This window comes from Nonomuraea sp. NPDC050643, assembly GCF_040654715.1.
In the GTDB taxonomy this organism is placed as follows: domain Bacteria; phylum Actinomycetota; class Actinomycetes; order Streptosporangiales; family Streptosporangiaceae; genus Nonomuraea.
This window is the reverse complement of the sequence record NZ_JBFAIM010000007.1, coordinates 76,474-94,466: the sequence shown is the minus strand read 5'-3', so window position 1 is coordinate 94,466 and position 17,993 is coordinate 76,474. Positions and strand designations below refer to the sequence as shown.

Annotated in this window: 19 protein-coding genes; 9 read left to right on the top strand and 10 right to left on the bottom strand. The window is 71.3% G+C overall.

Features of this window, described 5'->3' with window-relative positions:
- Positions 1–253 precede the first annotated feature (253 nt).
- Entirely contained in the window at positions 254–706 is a 453-nt protein-coding gene (locus AB0I15_RS11235) for a DUF2000 domain-containing protein (RefSeq protein ID WP_358093106.1), read from the bottom strand.
- A gap of 114 nt (positions 707–820) precedes the next feature.
- Between AB0I15_RS11235 and AB0I15_RS11230 the strand changes: the two genes are divergently transcribed.
- Entirely contained in the window at positions 821–1,315 is a 495-nt protein-coding gene (locus AB0I15_RS11230) for an Lrp/AsnC family transcriptional regulator (protein ID WP_358093103.1), read from the top strand.
- A gap of 205 nt (positions 1,316–1,520) precedes the next feature.
- Here AB0I15_RS11230 and pip read toward each other — a convergent pair whose 3' ends face one another.
- Both pip and AB0I15_RS11220 read right to left on the bottom strand, forming a co-directional pair.
- Positions 1,521–2,471 carry a prolyl aminopeptidase gene (pip, locus tag AB0I15_RS11225; protein ID WP_358093100.1) on the bottom strand — a complete coding sequence of 317 codons (951 nt, stop codon included), beginning with the start codon at positions 2,469–2,471 and terminating at the stop codon, positions 1,521–1,523.
- Between the two features lie 120 nt (positions 2,472–2,591).
- On the bottom strand, positions 2,592–3,374 hold the full coding sequence (locus AB0I15_RS11220; protein WP_358093097.1) for a neutral zinc metallopeptidase: 783 nt from the start codon (positions 3,372–3,374) through the stop codon (positions 2,592–2,594).
- A 320-nt stretch (positions 3,375–3,694) separates the two neighbouring features.
- On the opposite strand from AB0I15_RS11220, the gene AB0I15_RS11215 reads away from it, so the two are divergent.
- Positions 3,695–4,252, top strand: a complete 558-nt coding sequence (locus tag AB0I15_RS11215) for a hypothetical protein (RefSeq protein WP_358093094.1) — start codon at positions 3,695–3,697, stop codon at positions 4,250–4,252.
- A 358-nt stretch (positions 4,253–4,610) separates the two neighbouring features.
- Here the strand turns inward: AB0I15_RS11215 and AB0I15_RS11210 are convergent, their stop codons facing one another.
- Both AB0I15_RS11210 and AB0I15_RS11205 read right to left on the bottom strand, forming a co-directional pair.
- Complete coding sequence (locus AB0I15_RS11210) at positions 4,611–4,766, bottom strand: hypothetical protein (RefSeq protein ID WP_358093092.1); 156 nt, start codon at positions 4,764–4,766, stop codon at positions 4,611–4,613.
- Positions 4,767–4,770: 4 nt separating this feature from the next.
- Positions 4,771–5,172 (bottom strand): RidA family protein, encoded by a 402-nt coding sequence (locus AB0I15_RS11205; protein WP_358093090.1) that lies wholly within the window; start codon positions 5,170–5,172, stop codon positions 4,771–4,773.
- Between the two features lie 73 nt (positions 5,173–5,245).
- Here AB0I15_RS11205 and AB0I15_RS11200 point away from each other — a divergent pair, with 73 nt between their 5' ends.
- Entirely contained in the window at positions 5,246–6,193 is a 948-nt protein-coding gene (locus tag AB0I15_RS11200; protein ID WP_358093087.1) for a LysR family transcriptional regulator, read from the top strand.
- On the opposite strand, the gene AB0I15_RS11195 is transcribed toward AB0I15_RS11200, so the two are convergent.
- Positions 6,127–7,344, bottom strand: a complete 1,218-nt coding sequence (locus AB0I15_RS11195) for a cytochrome P450 (protein ID WP_358093084.1) — start codon at positions 7,342–7,344, stop codon at positions 6,127–6,129. The genes AB0I15_RS11200 and AB0I15_RS11195 overlap by 67 nt on opposite strands.
- Before the next feature lie 338 nt (positions 7,345–7,682).
- On the opposite strand from AB0I15_RS11195, the gene AB0I15_RS11190 reads away from it, so the two are divergent.
- Positions 7,683–8,201, top strand: coding sequence for a GNAT family N-acetyltransferase (locus AB0I15_RS11190; protein ID WP_358093082.1), 519 nt, complete (start codon positions 7,683–7,685; stop codon positions 8,199–8,201).
- A gap of 21 nt (positions 8,202–8,222) precedes the next feature.
- On the top strand, positions 8,223–8,624 hold the full coding sequence (locus tag AB0I15_RS11185) for a hypothetical protein (RefSeq protein WP_358093080.1): 402 nt from the start codon (positions 8,223–8,225) through the stop codon (positions 8,622–8,624).
- A 163-nt stretch (positions 8,625–8,787) separates the two neighbouring features.
- Here AB0I15_RS11185 and AB0I15_RS11180 read toward each other — a convergent pair whose 3' ends face one another.
- Both AB0I15_RS11180 and AB0I15_RS11175 read right to left on the bottom strand, forming a co-directional pair.
- The gene (locus tag AB0I15_RS11180) at positions 8,788–9,633 is read right to left on the bottom strand and encodes a helix-turn-helix transcriptional regulator (RefSeq protein ID WP_358093077.1); all 846 of its coding nucleotides are present in this window, start codon (positions 9,631–9,633) and stop codon (positions 8,788–8,790) included.
- Between the two features lie 33 nt (positions 9,634–9,666).
- Positions 9,667–10,851, bottom strand: coding sequence for an MFS transporter (locus AB0I15_RS11175; protein WP_358093074.1), 1,185 nt, complete (start codon positions 10,849–10,851; stop codon positions 9,667–9,669).
- 124 nt (positions 10,852–10,975) lie between these two features.
- Between AB0I15_RS11175 and AB0I15_RS11170 the strand changes: the two genes are divergently transcribed.
- From AB0I15_RS11170 to AB0I15_RS11155, 4 genes are all read left to right on the top strand, one after another.
- Complete coding sequence (locus tag AB0I15_RS11170) at positions 10,976–11,701, top strand: ABC transporter ATP-binding protein (RefSeq protein WP_358093071.1); 726 nt, start codon at positions 10,976–10,978, stop codon at positions 11,699–11,701.
- A complete protein-coding gene (locus tag AB0I15_RS11165) occupies positions 11,698–12,999 on the top strand; it encodes an FtsX-like permease family protein (protein ID WP_358093069.1) in 1,302 nt (433 codons plus the stop codon). The genes AB0I15_RS11170 and AB0I15_RS11165 overlap by 4 nt, the downstream gene beginning before the upstream one ends.
- A gap of 422 nt (positions 13,000–13,421) precedes the next feature.
- Complete coding sequence (locus AB0I15_RS11160; RefSeq protein ID WP_358093066.1) at positions 13,422–16,559, top strand: BTAD domain-containing putative transcriptional regulator; 3,138 nt, start codon at positions 13,422–13,424, stop codon at positions 16,557–16,559.
- A gap of 67 nt (positions 16,560–16,626) precedes the next feature.
- Complete coding sequence (locus AB0I15_RS11155; RefSeq protein WP_358093063.1) at positions 16,627–16,779, top strand: hypothetical protein; 153 nt, start codon at positions 16,627–16,629, stop codon at positions 16,777–16,779.
- Here AB0I15_RS11155 and AB0I15_RS11150 read toward each other — a convergent pair.
- Together AB0I15_RS11150 and AB0I15_RS11145 are read right to left on the bottom strand one after the other, a co-directional pair.
- Positions 16,776–17,147 (bottom strand): hypothetical protein, encoded by a 372-nt coding sequence (locus AB0I15_RS11150; protein WP_358093060.1) that lies wholly within the window; start codon positions 17,145–17,147, stop codon positions 16,776–16,778. The two genes, AB0I15_RS11155 and AB0I15_RS11150, sit on opposite strands and share 4 nt — an antisense overlap.
- Positions 17,148–17,204: 57 nt before the next feature.
- Positions 17,205–17,912, bottom strand: a complete 708-nt coding sequence (locus AB0I15_RS11145; RefSeq protein ID WP_358093057.1) for an SDR family oxidoreductase — start codon at positions 17,910–17,912, stop codon at positions 17,205–17,207.
- Positions 17,913–17,993: the final 81 nt, after the last annotated feature.

Here is a 17,993-nt window from a genome sequence, read left to right as displayed (position 1 = left end):
CGTTAGCGGCCTCGACCGACAAACGAACCCTGGAAACCCTCGCCAAGATCACACGACCTGGTCAGGCCTGCCGGCAGGCCGTTGTGACCACGCGGATCGCATTCGCCCCGGCGGCCCGGCCCTCTTCTTCCTCGATGGACCGGGCCAGCGCGGGCACGATCTCCGGACGTTCCATGCCGGGATGTTAGGGCCTCAAGGGGCCGGTGTTACGCATGTTCCGCAAACCCTCGATCTTCGTACATCTGTCGCACATCTATCGCAGCAGCGGCAACCGCCCCGTGAGCCCCTCGACCAGCGCGCGCGGGCCGAACAGGCTGACCGCGTAATAGGACGGCTCCTCGGTACGGCCGAGCTCGGCCAGGTAGTCGTCGTAGACGTTGATGCGCTGGGCAATGTCGGCCATGTCGCTGACGACCAGCCCCGGCTCAGCGGCCGCGTCGGTCCTGATCCGCTTGATGATCGCGGCGGGAGCGCCCAGCACCGTGCAGCCCGTCCAGGGCAGCCCGGCGTGCGTCAGCCCGGAGGCGTCGGCGCCGCCCGGCCCCACGATCGCCGGCACCGCCACCCCGATGGAGGCGGCCAGGCAGGCGGCGGCGTTGGCCTGCAGGCCGGGCGGCAGGTCGCGGTCGATGACGATCACCCATTTGACCGCGATCTTCTTGGTCGGCAGGTCGCTGCGGCGGTCGAGCTCGTCGAGCATGCTCATCTCGGGATCCCTTCTCCGAAGTTCACCCAGCAGGCTCACATTTCCCCCGTCATATCACCAATCCGAAGGCATCGATTCCGAAGGAAGTTCGGAAATCCGTGCCAGGATGCGTACGTGGACGAACTTGATACGGCGATCCTCACGGAGTTGCAGCGCGACGGCCGCCAGACCAACCGGGAGCTGGCCGAGCACCTCGGCATCGCGCCCTCGACCTGCCTGGAGCGCGTGCGCTCGCTGCGGGAGCGCGGTGTCATCGAGGGCTTCCACGCCGAGGTCAACCTCGACGCGATCGGCCGGCCGGTGCAGGCGCTGATCAACGTACGCCTGCACCCCAAGATCCGCGAGGCCGTCGAGGGGTTCCGCGACTACGTCGCGGCCCTTCCGGAGACCCTGGCCGTGTTCGTCGTGTCGGGCGGCGACGACTTCATCATCCAGGTGGGCGTGCGGGACGCGGGCCACCTGCGCGACTTCGTGCTCGACCACGTCTCGCGGCACCGCAACATCGCCGACGTCCGCACGTCGCTGGTCTACGACCACATCCGCAAGACCTCGGTCGAGGTGCTGCCCCCGGAGGGGCCCTCGCGGCCACGTACCGGCCGCAAACGTTAAATAGGTGGTGGCCGAATGGCCGGCGAAAGTACGGTTGTGGCAGGTCAGCAAGCGGACAAGACGTGACGATGCCGGTAGAACGGCGCCTCGCCGCGCCCTGTACGCCAGCCGGCCACGCGAACCCGCGGCTCGCCGTTCGCCCTCGACTACGGTGAGGCGATGGTCACCGGGGCACCGTCCTGTCCCCTGAGCCGCGGGTTCGCTCTCACGTGGCGGCGAACTCGTCGAGCGCCGCGAAGATCGCCTTGCGCATCGCCTCGCTGCCGGTGTGCCCGGAGTCGTCGATGACGACGAGCCGGGCGTCGGGCCAGGCCTTGGCGAGCTCCCAGGCGGTGATGAGCGGGCCGCCCATGTCCTGGCGGCCGTGGATCAGCACGCCGGGGATCCCGGCCAGCCTCCCGGCCTCGCGCAGCAGCACCCCCTCCTCCAGCCAGGCGCCGTTGGAGAAGTAGTGGGAGCAGATCCGGGTCATCGCCATCACGGCGTCGGCCGGACGGTCGCTGTAGGCGTTCGGCTTGCCGTTGGACTCCAGCGAGATCACCGCGTCCTCCCAGGTCGTCCAGTCGGTGGCGGCCTTCTCGCGGACCTTCTGGTCGGGGTCGGACAGCAGCCGCGCGTACGCTGCCAGCAGGTCGCCGTCGCGCTCGGCCGCGGGCACGCCGTCCCTGAACCGCTCCCACGCCTCGGGGAAGAACCGCCCGACACCCCGGTAGAGCCAGTCGATCTCGGAGCGGCGTGTCGTCGTGACCGCCACGATGACCATCTCCGAGACCCGCTCCGGATGGGCCTCGGCGTAGGCCAGCATCAGCGTCGAGCCCCACGACCCGCCGTACAGCAGCCACTTGTCGATGCCGAGATGCTCGCGCAACCGCTCCATGTCGGCGATCAGGTTCTGGGTCGTGTTGTTGGTCAGGTCGGTCGCCGGGTCGCTGGCGTGCGGGCGGCTGCGGCCGCAGTTGCGCTGGTCGAAGAGAACGCTCCGATAGCGTTCCGCGTCGAACGTGCGGCGCGCGTTGATCGAGCAGCCCGATCCGGGGCCTCCGTGGACGTAGAGCGCGGGCTTGCCCTCCGGGTTGCCGCAGACCTCGTAGTAGACGAGGTCGCCGTCGCCGGTGTCGAGCATGCCGTGCTCATAGGGCTCGATCGGGGGACGCAAGGTGGACTCCTCTCCTAGATGTAACAGCGCTTCAATATAGGGGAGTCACTTGCCCGACCGCAGCCGGATAGGCGCCCAGGGAGCCCGCGGCGGTCGGGACACGGCCACCGCGGCACTTTCCTAGGCGACCTTGGAGGACGAGGCCGTCCAGGTGTTGCACGAGGCGGGGTCGCTGGTGGCGAAGCCCTGCTTCATCCAGTAGCGGACGGAGGAACTCTTCCCCCACCAGCGCTCCTCCCCACGGAGGTCACCCTCCTGCAGCGACAGGAGGTAATTCCAGTCTTTGGTGGTGCGCCCCTTCAACGGCCAGACGCTCTGCAGGAAAACGGTGCTCAGACAGTCTGTCTGCAGACTGAGGCGACGGCTCTGCTCGAGGAGCTCCGCCCTTTTGTCATACGGGAGCTCCTCATAGGCGGCCGATATGCCCGCGAGATTCTGCACGTGCTCGGCGTAAGTGAAAGAAGCCTGATGGAACAGCCAGAGATCGGACACATCGTTCAGCCAGTCCTTGCCCAACTCGACAAGGACCGTACGGTTCCCTTCGCAGTACAGGGCCTCCGAGTCGCCCTTGGACGACGTGTAGCCGCAGTACTTCTTCGGGATCTTGGCCACGTGCCGGACTCTCAGCTTCGTGTACGACAGGCCGGCGTCGGTGAGGTGCTTCTCCCAGGTGCTCTCCAGGCAGGCGATGACCCCGTCGAAGTAGGCACGGGCCAGCTTGCGGTTGTTGCGCTTGATCGGCTTCTCGTCGCAGGCCGTCTGGGCGAGCCGGCCCGACTCGTAGAGCGGGTTGGCGATGAGTTCGGAGGCAAGTACGGGGTAGGTCGCCGCCCCTGCGGCGGACATACCGGTTAAAGGCACAATAAATGCGCACAGCAGCGCTGCGATCTTGAGGGGTTTCACGAGGCGTGACGATAGGGCCATTTGCCGTCGGTCGCAACGCGTAAAGAGGGCTAGATCCAACTATGAAGTAATTGAACCACTACTAAGGGTACTGATCGCAGCGAAAAGCTGATCATCGCCTCTTAGGGAGTGCCATGTACAAGCAGGCCGTTGCCGTATTCGCCGCGACCTCCGCCGTCCTGACAGCGAACGCGGTGCCCGCTCGGGCAGCCGTCGAAAGCGCCATCGAAACCGTACAATGCGGCAACCATGACACTATTAGCGTCAACGTCACAGCGCCCTCGCGGCTGACCGGACTCATCCTGGGCAATGGCAACACGGTGTCGGGAGTCGTCCAGCCCAATGGCACCAGGCTGACGACGACCGTCGCGGCCGATGACGTCAGAGGGCTGCTCCAGTCGATCGTCGCGGGCACGTCGTTGCGCGGGTTCTTCTCCCCGCCTCTGGAGATGCCGGCCATGCCGGAGGAGATGTCACCGTACGCCGCCCAGCGCCCCGCGAACTCCGGCTTCGTCTTCTCGCCTGCGGACGCCATGTCCAACGAGCTCGCCGGCCGGCTGGTCGCGTGCGCCAACGGCACCCCGGCCCCGGCCGCGACGGCGTCGTCCTTCTCGGTCACGCAACTGCTCGACGCGCTCGTCACCATCGCCCCGGCCGACTGCACGACGACCACGGCACAGTGGTCCACCGCCGCGAGCCCGGTGGCGAGCCAGGAGTCGCTGCTCCAGGCGCTCGGCGTACAGCAGCTTCTCAACTCGCTGATCGGCGGCCCGGCCGTCGCCTGCGCGAGCCGGACTCCGTCGGACTCCGCGTCGACCACCTCGTTCATGGACGCCATCGGGGTGCCCGGCCTGCTCAACGAACTGCTCGGTGACTGACCGCGGACCACGTGCGGAGCGAGTTCTCCCGGCAGGACGATGCCGGGCCGCCGCCGTCCAGCGCTCCCCCGGGGTTCGGCCCGGGGGGAGACCGGTGGAGGTGCGGCGGTTTGTCGGTGCGGACCGGCAGGCTGATGCCATGACGCGGTGGACCGAGGCGGACGTCGAGCGGGTGCACGATCGCCTGCTGGAGCTGATCGCCGGGCTGCCCGGCGTGGTGTCCGAGGATTCCCACGGGCACCTGTCCTACCTGCTGGGCCGCAAGCGCCTCGCCTGGCTGTTCCTGGATCATCATGGCGACGGGCGGCTCGCGCTGTGTGTGAAGGCGCCGCCGGGTGAGCAGGAGCGCGGTCGCCGCCTACGACGCCGAACGCACGCGCCGCGAGTGACACACCCCATCCTCCAGCCCGAGCCGCGCGACGGCGAAACACGACTTCTCCATGCCGCTCACCATGTCCGGCTCGGTGAGCGGCATCCCGGTCTCCTCGGCGACCTCCCGGCGGGCCGCCGTCACCACGTCACCCTTCCTCGATCGGATCAGGACGCCGTGCGTAGACCTCGATCTCGATCTTCATCCGCGGGTCGGAGAGCCCGCAGACCAGCATCGTCGCCGCCGGCCGCACCTGGCCGAAGCATTCTCGCAGGACGGGCCAGCAGGGCTCGAAGTCGGCGCGGTCGGGCAGGAGGTAGCGCACGCGTACGACGTCGGCGAAGCCGCACCCCGCCTCGGCCAGCGCGGAACCGATGTTGCGCAGGCACTGCCCGGCCTGTTCCACCACGTCGTCGGAGATCGTCATCGTCGAATAGTCGAAACCCGTCGTCCCCGAGACGTGCACCCAGTCGCCGTCCACCACGGCCCTGGCGTATCCGATCCGCTCCTCGAACGTGGAACCGCTGAGGATCGCGCGTCGCTCTCTCACCCGCCGAACGGTATGCGGCCGGGCACCCATACGTCTAATACACGCACGACCATGGACTGATATCTCTGGAGGTATGGATCGCCCCGAACTACCCCTCCCGCAACTGCACGCGTTCGTCGTGCTCGCCGAGGAGCTGCACTTCGGCCATGCCGCCGATCGCCTGGGCATCGCGCAGCCGCCGCTCAGCCAGCAGATCCGCCGTCTGGAGGGCAAGGTCGGGCACGCGCTGTTCACCCGCGCGCCGGGCCGGATCGCGCTCACCCCGGCGGGCAAGGAGCTGCTGCCCGCCGCCCACCGCGCGCTGGCCGAGCTGGCGGACGGGCTGGCGGCGGCGCGGGCCGTGGGCAGCGGCCGGGCCGGTGGGCTGCGGCTCGGGTTCGCGGCCTCGCTCGCGCTGACGGTGCTGCCCGGCCTGCTGAACGCGTACCGGGAGCGGTTTCCCGGTGTGCGGGTCGAGATCCACGAGATGACCACGGCGCCGCAGCTCGCGGCCCTGCACGACAAGCGCATCGACGCCGGCCTGCTGCGGGAGCCGCCGGAGGACGAGCCGGGGCTGGCGTTCGCGACCGTGCTGACCGAGCCGTTCGTGGCGGTGTTGCCGGCGGCTCACCCCCTGGCGGCCCGGCGCACGGTCGACGTCGCCGGGCTGGCCGGCTCGCCGTTCGTGCTGCTGCCGCGCGCCCACGGCCCGCGGCTGCACGATCGGATCACGGCGATCTGCCGGGCCGCGGGTTTCGTGCCCGAGGTGACGCAGCACGCGGTGGAGTGGCAGACCGTGTGCGCGCTGGTCGAGGCCGGGCTGGGGGTCTCGCTGGCGCCCGCGGGCATCCGCCGGATGCGGCTCAAGGGCGTGGCCTTCCGTGCGATCGATTCGGACGTCCGGACGAGCGTGGCCGTCGCCTGGCGGCAAGGTGACGGGAACCCCCTGGTCGCCAGGCTGCTGGAGACGATCGGTCAGCTCGGCGGCCCCAGAACGACGGGCAGTTCCACCGGCCCTTCGGTGATCAGCGAGGAGGTGTAGACGATCTCGTCCTCCCGTACCGCCAGCCGCAGTTCCGGGTAGCGGGCGAACAGCGAGGACAGCGCGATCCGGGATTCGAGCCTGGCCAGCGGCGCGCCCAGGCAGAAGTGCGGGCCGCGGCCGAACCCGAGGTGGGGCTCCGGCTCGCGGGCGACGTCGAACCGGTCGGCCGCCGCGCCGAAGTGGGTGGGATCCGTGCCCGAGCCGCCGACCGAGACCATGATCGGGTCACCGGCGTGGATCGTCTCGCCCGCGACGACGACGTCCTGCAGCGGGTAGCGGAACATCACGTTGATGACCGAGTTGCGGCTGCGTAATGCCTCCTCGACCACCTGTGCCCAGGAGTCGTCCGCCCGCGCCACGGCGAGCTGTTCGCGGTCGACGCACAGGGCGATGATCGTGTTCGCGATCAGGTGCACGGTCGTCTCGTGACCGGCGATGAGCACCAGCCACAGGATCCACAGCATCTCGTTGTCGGACAGCCGGTCGCCGTCGTCCTCCTGGGCCCGGATGAGAGCGGTGGTCAGGTCGTCACCGGGGTCGCCCCGTTTGTGCTGGATGAACGTGGCCAGGTAGCCGAGCAGTTCGCCTCCGGCCGCCGCGGCCTCCTCCGGGGTTGCGGTGTGCGACAGCAGCACGTTGGTGCATCGGCGCAGTATGTGCCGCTCGCCCTCGGGCACGCCGAACAGCTCGCAGATGACGGCGACGGGCAGCGGCTCGCTGAAGCGCCAGACGAGGTCCACCACGTCGCCCTCGTCCGCCAGCCGGTCGAGCAGTTCGTCGGTCATCTCCTGGATGCGCGGGGCGAGGGCCTGCACGCGTGCCGGGGTGAAGGCGCGGTTGACGAGGCTGCGCAGCCGCCGGTGGTCCGCACCGTCCTGGGTCAGCAGGTGGTCGCCCTCGATGAGCTGCCGGATGGGCCAGTCCGGGGGGATCCTGCCGTCGTTCAGGGCGGTGAAGTTCCGCGCGTTCTTGCTGTACAGGATGCCGTCGTTGGCGAGGACCGCGTCCACCGTCTCGTACGACGTCACCGCCCAGGCGTGGACCTTGCCCGGGAGCTCGATGGGAATGACCGGCCCGTTGCCGTCCCTGAACCGGCGGATCGTCTCCGACGTCCGTTCCCCCGGAACCGGAATTTGCAGAGGTTCCATAGAAGATCTCCAATGTGCGGTTGTCCTCCAACTGTCCGCGTCGTCCCTGCGGGAGCCAAGGAGCTTCGTTGTCACCGCGCGGCCCCAACACCTTCCGACCGCGCCACACCCTGCCGCTGTCCCGTTCCGCGCGCCGGTCCCGCCCGAAGCCGCTACAACCCCGGTGACCAGCGGCGACGCGCCGATGCGGACGAGCGGGCCTGAGCCTGTCGGCACTCACCGCCGAGCGCCGGGCCGAGAGGCGGGAGTCCGTATCCGGCCATGCTGGGGCTCCCGCCGGACCGGTCCACTTTTTCGCGGGAAACAGGCACGGCACCGGTATGAATAAGGTGGCCAAGGTGGACACCATCGAGACCCCGCGCCTCGTCCTGCACCCCCTGCGCGCGGAGCACGCCGACGAGATGGCCGCGGTGCTGTCGGATCCCGGGCTGCACACGTACACGGGGGGCGCCCCGCTCACCCGGCTGGAGCTGCGCGCCCGTTACGAGCGGCTGGTCGCCGGGCCGCCCGGCTGGCGTAACTGGGTGGTGTGGCTGCGCGAGGAGGAGTGCCTGGTCGGATACGTACAGGCGACGATCGACGGCCGCACCGCCGAGGTGGGCTGGGTGATCGGCACGCCGTGGCAGGGCCGCGGCCTGGCCTCCGCGTCCGCCAAGACCCTGGTCGACTGGCTCATGAAGCGGGAGATCGACACGGTCGTGGCCCACATCCACCCGGACCACGCGGCCTCGGCCGCCGTCGCCGCCGCGGCCGGCCTGCGTCCCACCGATCGGTGGCAGGACGGTGAGGTGCGCTGGGAACGCACCGGGACGCGTCACGCGATCGGGATCGGGTCGGCGGCGGCTGAGCTCGAGTAGCGCAGGCTAGTCTCCGTAGGCGTGAGCACGGTGGATCATCTCGACGCTTTGGTGGCCGCGCCGTTCCCGGCGGAGGGTCACCACCTGGTCGTCCTGCGGGCCGGCCAGGACTTCTGGGACGCCGGTCTGGACGCCGTCGAAGCGGCCGACGAGGAGATGGAGGCCGCCCTCCAGGAGCTGGCCGCGGCCCTGACGACGCGCTGGGGCCCGCCCGAGAAGATCGACCTGGCTCCCTACCTGGAGGCCGAGACGCCGGAACCGATCACCACGCTGTGCATGGTCGCGGGGTCGATGCTGGTGTGGCGGCGGCCGGAGGCGGGGCGATGGGTGGCGCTCACCGTCGGCCAGGCCGACCGGGAGTTCCCGATCGAGCTGATCGCGGTGGTGAGCGACGTACCCCTCGGTCAGCGGAGGGAAGGCTGACCTGCGCGCGACGTCGAACGGCGGCGCGAGGGTCGCCGACGGCTCACAGGCGCGGCAAGGTAGCCCCTCACCCCCGATCGGAGCGCACGTGCTGGAGTGGACGAGGCGGGAGCCGTGGCCACCGGCCGCGCACCCGGAGAATGTGGGCACCCCGGCCCTGTCGTCACGCGACGGCGGTCAGCGTGGCGAGCAGGCGCAGGGCGGCCTCCGACGACGAGCCGGGCTCGGCGTTGAAGACGGCCACGCGCTGCCCGTCGTCCTTCGGCAGCCCCATGAACTCGGCCATCACCGACAAGGTGCCGACCACCGGATGCCGCAGCGTACGCGCGTCGGTCTCGCAGTCGGCCACCGCGTGCGCGGACCACAGCTTCGCGAACTCCGTACTGGCCACGCTCAGCTCGCCGACCAGCCGGCCCAGCTCCGGCGCGTCCGGATACCGGCCGGCGATCAGCCGCAGGTCGGCCACCGTGGAGCGGGCCTTGCCGGGCCAGTCGGCGTACAGGGCGCGGGTGTGCGGGTCGCGGAAGAGCATGCGGGCGATGTTCGGGCGGCCGGCGGGCCGGGCGGGCGCGTCGAAGTCCAGGTGCCCGGCCAGGAGGGCGTGGGCCATCGGGTTCCAGGCGAGCACGTCCGTGAAACGGCCCATGACCAGGGCCGGTACGTCACCGAACGACTCGATCATGAGCCGCACCCCCGGCCGTACCCGCTCCGGCCTGGCCACCCGCCCGCGGGCCTGCGGCTTGGGCCGGGCCAGCGTGTACAGGTGCGCCCGCTCGGCCTCGTCCAGCCGCAGCACCCGGGCCACGGCGTCGAGAACGGCGTCCGAGGCGTTCGGGCTCTGCCCCTGCTCCAGGCGCGTGTAGTAACCGGCGCTCACCCCGGCGAGCTGAGCCAGCTCCTCACGACGCAACCCGGGTACGCGCCGCCGCCCCCCGTACACGGGCAGCCCGGTCTCCTCGGGCCGCAACAGCGCCCGCCTCGACCGCAGAAACTCCCCCAATTCCGCCATATCGCCCATTGTCCAGCATGAGGGCCGGGGCGGTCAGCGGGCTTCAGGGGCGGCCGGCGAACTCGTTCGTACGCCCGGGATCGTGAGCGCCCACAGGGACACCGCCATGAGCAGCGCCGTCAGCCCGCCGCAGATCATCGCGGCGGACACCGACAGAGCGTCGACCACGGTCCCTCCGAGCAGGGCGCCGAGGGCGAAGGTCGCCTGGAACGAGGAGGTGAAGACGACGGTGGCCCCTTCCGGCGCGTACGGCGCGGAGCGGACGAACCATGCCTGCGAGCACACGGGCACGGCCCCGTAGGCCACCCCCCAGAGCACGAGCAGCCCCACGGCCCCGACGACGCTCGTACCGGCGAAGGGCAGCAGCAGCGTGGTGACGGCGATCAGCGCTCCCCCGGCCACGAACGCGCCCCGCAGCCCGTTCGCGATGGCCCGGCCCGCCAGGAAGTTCCCCACGATCCCCGCCACCCCGTACGCCAGCAGCACGGCGCTGACCACGCCCGGCTCCAACCGGGTGACGTCCCGGAGAAAAGGCGTGACATAGGTATAAGTCCCGAAATGGGCGAGGACGACGAGGAACGTGGCCAGCAGCGCGACCCTGACCCCCCGCTCCCCCAGCAGCCCCACCAGCACCCGAAGCCCGGTCACCTGCCGAGCCGGCAACGGCGGCACCACCGTCACCAGCGCGGCCAGCACCACCACGGCCAGCCCCGCCAGCACCAGGAACGCGGTACGCCACCCCGCCACCTGCCCGATGAAGGTCCCCACCGGCACCCCCAGCACGGACCCCAGAGGCACCGCGGAGAAGATCACGGCGGTGGCGGTCGCGACGGCGGACGACGGCACCAGCCGCCCGGCCAGTCCGGCGCCGATCGACCAGAACCCCCCGATGGTCAGCCCGACGAGCACGCGGGAGACCAGCATGACCCAATAGGAGCCCGCCACGGCCGCCAGCACGTCGGCGACGGCGAGCACCCCCATGAGCAGGCAGAGCATCACCCGCCGGTCCAGGCGGGCGGTGGCCACCGTGAGGGCCGGCGCGGCGACGGCGGCGACGATTCCGGGCAGGGTCATGGTCAGCCCCGCGGTGCCGTCGGAGATGCCGAATTCGGCCCCGATGGTGGTCAGCAGGCCGATGGGCAGGATCTCGCTGGTGACGATGGCGAAGATGCCCAGTGTGAGCGAGGCGACCGCCGGCCAGCCGTTCAAAGGTGACATGGTCGACCAGCCAAGCAGCGACCGAACCCTGGATACCGGCCGATTTCGGACGGCACCATCTCGGGGTTCGGCCGGGGACATGCCGGATGCCCCCGGTCACCCCCCGCCCGGCACACTCATGATCATGATCGATCCAGCGGTCCTCCTCGACGGAGTGACCAGAACCTATGGCGACGGCGACGCGAAAGTCGCCGCGCTCCACCAGGTGAGCGCCGCGTTCCCCATGGGCAGTTTCACCGCCGTCATGGGACCGTCGGGGTCCGGGAAGAGCACGCTGCTGCAGTGCGCGTCAGGGCTGGACCGGCCCCAGTCGGGCGCGGTACGCGTCGCCGGCCAGGACATCACCCGGCTCCCGGAGAAGGACCTGGCCGTGCTCCGCCGTGACCGGATCGGTGTGATCTTCCAGACGTTCAATCTGGTGCCGTCCCTGACGGCCTGGCAGAACGTCGTCCTGCCCAGCCGGCTGGCCCGACGACGCCCCGACCCGGCCCGCGTACGCGAGTTGCTGCGCCGCGTCGGCCTGGGCGACCGGGAGGGACACCGTCCGGCGCAACTGTCCGGCGGCCAGCAGCAGCGGGTGGCCATCGCCCGTGCCCTGCTCAGCCGGCCGGAGGTGCTGTTCGCCGACGAGCCCACGGGCGCGCTGGACCGCGCCACCGGGCACGAGGTGCTGGAGCTGCTGCGGGAGGCGGTGGACGAGTTCGGCCAGACGGTGGTGATGGTCACGCACGACCCCGAGGCGGCGGCGCGGGCCGACGCCGTGCTCTTCCTCACCGACGGCCGCATCGTGGACCTGGTCCAGCGCCCCTCGGCCGAGCAGATCGGCCTGCGCCTGGGCGGCCGCGCATGATGCTCGTCCTCGCGTGGAACAACGTGCGTACCTCCTGGGCAGGGTTCGCCGCCTCGTTCGTCGCGGTGCTCGTCGCGGCGATGCTGGTGAGCGGCAACGGCCTGCTGGTGGCCGGTGCCGCGTCGCGCGACGAGCTGAGCGACATCATGGGCCTGCTGATCCTGTCCGCCACGGTGTCCGGGTTCGTGTCGGTGTTCGTGGTCGCCGGGATGCTGAGTCTGAACGTGCTGCGCCAGCGGCGTACGTGGGGCCTGTTGCGCTCGGTCGGCATGACCCCGCGGCAGGTACGCCGGTTGATCATGGCGGAGGCGCTGGTGGTGTCCGTGCCGGCCAGCGTGGCCGGGTGCGCGCTGGCCCTGCCGTACGCGCAGGTCATGGCGACCTTCATGCGCCTGGTCGGGCTGGCGCCCGCGGACGTGCCCATCGAGATCACGCCGGTGCCGTTCATCCTGGCCCTGGTGGTGGGGGTGGTGGTGACGCGGCTCGCCGCGCGGACGGCCGCACGCAAGGCGGTCCGCGTGGGCCCGCTGGAAGTGCTGCGGGACAGCGCGGCGCAGCAACGCCTCATGCCGTGGCCCAGAGCGGTCGCCGGGCTGGTGGCCCTGGCCGGCGGCGCCGTACTGCTGTGGCTGGTGCCGCAGGTGAAGCCGAGCGCCGCAGTGCCGACCGGCCTGGGCGCGACGATGGCCCTCTGCGTCGGCGCCTCGGCGCTGGGTCCCGTCGTCATCCGTGGAATCGGCGGGCTGCTCGGCGCCCCCGTCGCCTGGCTCGACCCGGGCGCCGGCCTGCTGGCCAGGTCCGCGCTGACCACCCAGCCGCGCCGGGCGATGTCGGCGGCCTCCCCCGTGATGCTGACCGTGGCGCTCGCCTGCACCTTCCTGTTCGCCGTCGCGACCTCGGACGCCGCGGCGGGCGTGACCCGCACGGGGGCCTCGGCGTGGGCGGCTCCGATGCTGGTGGGGTCGGCGGTGGCGTACACGGTGATCTCCGTGCTGAACGCGAGCGCGATGTCGATGGCGGAGCGGTCGGAGGAGATCCGCCTGCTGCGCTCCCTGGGCACCAAGCCGTCCCAGCTCGCCAGGGCGATCTGCTGGGAGTCGCTGCTCGTCACTGGTGCGGGCGCCCTGCTCGGCACGGCGATCGCCGCCGCCTCCCTCACCGCGCTCGGCCAGGCGATGACGGGCAAGCCGGGGTTCGCCTACTCGCTGCCGCAGTACGCGGGACTCATCCTGGTCTGCGCCGTCAGCGGCCTGGCGGGAACCCTGTTCTCCACCCGGAAGGCACGCAGGAAGCGGTAAGGGTAACGGTGGATCAGCATCCGCCTGCGGATGCTCCAGGATTACGGCTCTTTTCTCCCCGAGAACCTCTTCGCCCTGCCCTGATTCACCTGTTCGTCAGCTCACGTCCGTCACACCGCACACGTCGCACCGATAATGCGTCCCCCGATTGTCCTCACCGAACTCGCTCCACAAGTGTGCGTTACCGGCCAGGTTGGACGGGTCGCCAGAGCAGATCTTGGACGCGCCAGGAAAACCCACGGAATCAGCGGTCGAAAGCATGGCTTCTCCAAGGAAAAGGGGTTGAAGCCCACGTGGCTTCTCAATTGCTTGACTTCTTTCCGCTGGAAAAGGCTCGAAACCGAGAAACACGTCACACCCCCGGGCAGGGCCGCCCGGAGCCGATTCAGCGGGTCGGGCCGGTCTGAGGAACAATCGGGGTCGTGCAGTTCGGCATACTCGGCCCGCTCGTGGTGCGGTCCCCCGGCGGCGGCGAGCCCATCGCGGTCGGCGGTCCTCGTCCGCGCGCCCTGCTCGCCATGCTGCTGCTCGAAGCCGGGCGGCTGGTGAGCGTCGAACGGCTCATCGACGGCCAGTACGGCTCCAGCCCGCCCCCTGGCGCGGCCAACGCCGTCCAGGCCCAGGTGTCCCGGCTCAGACGGCACCTGCCCGCCGAGCTGATCGAGTTCCACGGGGCGGGCTACCGCCTGGCGGTCGAACCCGAAGACGTCGACGCCCACCGGTTCGAGCGGCTCTCCCGTCACGGGCGGCGGCTGCTCGCGGCCGGTCAGCACGCCGGGGCCGTCTCCGCGCTCAGGGAGGGGCTCGATCTGTGGCGGGGGCCCGCGCTCGCGGACGTGGCCGGCACGCCGTTCGCGGAGCCGCAGGCCCGCCGGCTGGAGGAGCTCAGACTGTCGGCCACCGAAGACCTGATCGAGGCCGAGCTGGCGCTCTCCGAGGGCAGCCCGGTGGCCGCGCTGCAGGAGCTGGTGGCCGCCCATCCGCTGCGCGAGCGGCCGCGCGGGCTCCTGATGCGGGCGCTGCACGCGGCCGGGCGGCAGGCGGAGGCGCTGGAGGCGTTCGACGAGATGCGCCGGCTGCTCGCCGACGAGCTCGGCGCCGACCCCTCGCCCGAGCTGGCCGCGGTGCACCTGGCGATCCTGCGGGGCGAGCCCCGCCGCGAACGCGTGCCACGGGCCGGGCTGCCGGCCCAGTTCACCAGCTTCGTCGGGCGGGAAGACGAGCTGCGGCTGATCGGCACCATGCGCGGCGCCCGCCTGGTCACGATCGTCGGCCCCGGCGGCACCGGCAAGACCCGCCTGGCCATCGAGGCGGCAGCCCGCCGCGCCGCCCCGTCCGCCGCAGTGTGCTTCGTGGACCTGTCATTCGTGGATGCCGACAGCCGGACAGGGCCACCGGGACAGGTCGGGCAGGCGGTCCTCGGGGCCGTCGGGCTACGGGAGTCGGCGCTGCGTCCGCCGGGCGCGGGCCTGCCCGATCCCACCGAGCGCCTCGTGGCCGCGCTGGCCGAACAGGACCTGCTGCTCATCCTCGACAACTGCGAACACGTGATCGCCGAGGCCGCCACGCTCGCCCGCCGGCTCCTCGCCGCCTGCCCAGACCTGACGATCATGGCCACCAGCAGAGAGCCGCTGGGCATCACCGGTGAGCACCTGGTCCCGCTCGCGCCGCTGCCGGCCCCGCCGCTCGACGGGGCCGGCGATCCGCTCGGCTACCCGGCGGTCCGGCTGTTCGCCGACCGGGCTGCGGCCGTACGGCAGGGGTTCTCCCTCGGTCCGGACAATCTCGGCGCGGTCCTGCGGATCTGCGCGGCGCTCGACGGCCTGCCGCTGGCGATCGAGCTGGCGGCGGCCCGGGTGCGGACGTTCGGCGTGGCGGAGATCGCCGACCGGCTGGCCGAGCACGGCAGGTTCCGGCTGCTCTCGCGCGGCGACCGCACCGCCGCCGCCCGCCACCAGACGCTGCACGCCGTCGTGGAGTGGAGCTGGGGGCTGCTCGGCGCCGAGGAGCAGGCGCTGGCCAGGCGGTTCTCGGTGTTCTCCGGGGGCGCGAGCCTGGCGGCGGTGGAGCGGGTCTGCGGCGACGACACCGCCGAACCGCTGGCCGGCCTGGTGGACAAGTCGCTGGTCGAGACCGACGGCGAGCGCTACCAGATGCTCGAGACCATCCGGCTGTTCTGTGCGGGGAAGCTGGCCGAGGCCGGCGAGGAGGAGGCGCTGCGGGCGGCTCACGCCGACTGGTTCCTGGAGTTCGCGCGGCACGCCGACGGCCATCTCTTCCGGGCCGAGCAGCTCGACTGGCTGGCCGCCCTGTCGGCCGACGACGCCAACCTGCGCGCCGCGCTGCGCTGGGCCGTGGAGCGGGCGAGGCCGACGGCGTTGCGGCTGGTGGCGGCGCTGGCGATGTACTGGTGGCTGAGCGGGCGGCGGGGGCAGGCCATCCCGCACGCCGTACGCCTGCTCGACGCCATCGGCCCGGAGCCGCCCGCCGGGCTCGCCGAGGAATACGTGCTGACCGTGCTGCACGCCGTACCCGAGGCCGGGTCCCCGCACTGGGCGCGGGCCCGGGAGATCGTCGACTCGCTCGACCTGCCGATGCGCCACCCGTTCGGCCCGGCTCTGTGGGGGATGATCGCGGGCCCTCCAGACGCGCCCACGGCCGGGCGGCGCTGGGGGCTCGGCTTCGATCCGTGGAGCAGGACGCTCGAACGGCTCGGCGACGCGTTGCTGGCGCTGCTCAACGGCTCGGTCGCCGAGGCCGAGCGAGGGTTCGAATCGGTGCTCGCGGGCTTCGGCGCACTGGGCGAACGCTGGGGGAAGGCGCAGGCGCTCGACTCGCTCGGCGTGATCGCGAGCTGGCGCGGCGAGTGGACGCGGGCCATGAGCCTGTGGGAGGAGGCGCTCGGCCTGCTCGAAGAGCTGGGCGCGCGCGAAGAGCTGGTGGACGTGCTGCGCAAGCGGGCCGACGCGCACTGGCGGGCGGGCGACGACCGCGCCGCGTACGCCGACTGCGAACGTGCGAGCGACCTCGCCCGCCGGCTGGGCCGCCCGGAGTTGATGACGCAGGTCAATCTGCGCCTCGGTGAGATCGCCCGGGACGAAGGCGACCTCACCGAGGCGGCCCGGCTGCTCGAGGCCGCGCTGGCCACATCCGATACGGGGCTGTTCACCGCCGACGGGATCAGGTCACAGATCTTCACCGCGCTCGGCCGGCTGGCCGAGGCCCACGACGACGCGTCCGGGGCCGCGCTCCGGCACCAGCAGGCCCTGACCGCCGTGCTGCGCTGGCCCATGGCGACCGAACTCGCCGCCGTGGCCGAGGGTCTGGCCGGCCTGACCCTGCTCGGTGGCCCGGCGGAGCGGGCGGCCCTGCTGCTGGGCGTCGGCGTCGCGCTGCGGGGCATGGCCATGGCCGGTGACCGTGACGTCGCCAGGATCGCCGCCACCGCCACCGCCAGGCTGGGGGCTGAAACGTTCGCGACCGCGTACGCCCGTGGCGCCTCGATGAGCAGGGACGACGCGCTGGCGACGCTGACCGCGGCCGGCTCGCCGACACCCTGACGACTCCCGGCGCGAGTGTCAGCCGACGGTCGGCCGGCTGTCAGCGGCGGCGGCGACGCTCCCGGGCATGAAGCACACCACCGTCCTCATCTCCGGCCCGGCCCTCGCCCACTACGGTTGCGACGTCACCGTCGTCGAGAAGGCCCCGGCCCTGCGCCTGGGCGGCCAGGCCGTCGACTTCAAGGGCGAGACCCACCTCACCGTGTGCTCACAGCGCTAGTCCAGGCGGGAGACCTGGTAGTGCCCGATGTACCAACCGTCCTCCGCCCGCGTGACCAGCACGCTGAGACGGACGGTGAGCGTCGGACGGTCGCTGAACGAGAAGTCCACGCTCAGATAGCCGAGGACCAGGCCGGGGGCGGGCCGCCTGGTCTCGAGGATCCGGTACGCGGCCCTCAGCCCGAGAGGCTGGGAGGCGTAGTAGTCGGCCACGCCCTGGCGTCCGACGCTGTAGGGGCGCAGCCCCTGGAAGATCGCGTCCTCGGTGAAGACGGCGGCGACCTGCCGCGGTTCGTGCCCGTCGACACCGGCCTTCCACCGGTCGAGGACGCCGCGCAGGATCGCCTCGTCCTCCGTCGTGCTGGTCATCGTGGTTCTCCTTCCGTGCCGGATCGGGGCGAAGAGCCGGAACCGGCTGCTCCGGGGTCAGTGTCCGGCGCTCATGCCGCCGTCGACGTGCAGGATCTCGCCGGTGACGAACGAGGCCGTCTCGAGGTACGTCACCGCGTCGACGATGTCGCCGACCTCGCCCATCCGGCGCATCGGGTGCAGCGCGGCGAGGGCCTGGTGGTGCTCGCCGGGGTGCATGGGGGTCTTGATGGTGCCGGGCGAGACGGCGTTGACGCGGACGCCGCGGGTGGCGTACTCGATGGCGAGCGACTTGGTGGCGGACTGCAGGCCGCCCTTGGTCAGCGAGGCCATCACGGACGGGACGTTGGAGTCGGCGTTGTCCACCAGGCTGGTGGTGATGTTGACGACGTGGCCGGCGCCCTGGGTGAGCATCCGCTCGACGGCCAGTTGGGTGATGCGGAAGAACCCGGCCAGGTTCACCCCGACCACGGTGGCGAAGTCGTCTTGGGAGTAGTCGGTGAAGGGCTTGGCGACGAAGATGCCCGCGTTGTTGACCAGGGTGTCGATCCGGCCGAACCGCTCGAGGCCGGCGGCGATGACGCGTTCGGCGGTGGCGGGGTCGGCGATGTCGCCCTGGACGGTCAGGACGTTCGGGTCCTGCGACTCGGCGATGGTGCGCGAGGTGGCGACCACGCCGTAGCCGAGCTTGCGGTAAGCCTCGACCAGCCCGGCGCCGATGCCCTGTGACGCGCCGGTGATGACGGCGACCTTCTGAATGCTCATGATGACCTTCTTCGGAGCTGGGTGAGCCGACCGGCTACTAGACGACCGGTCGACTATTTGACCGTAGGCGACCGTGCGAGT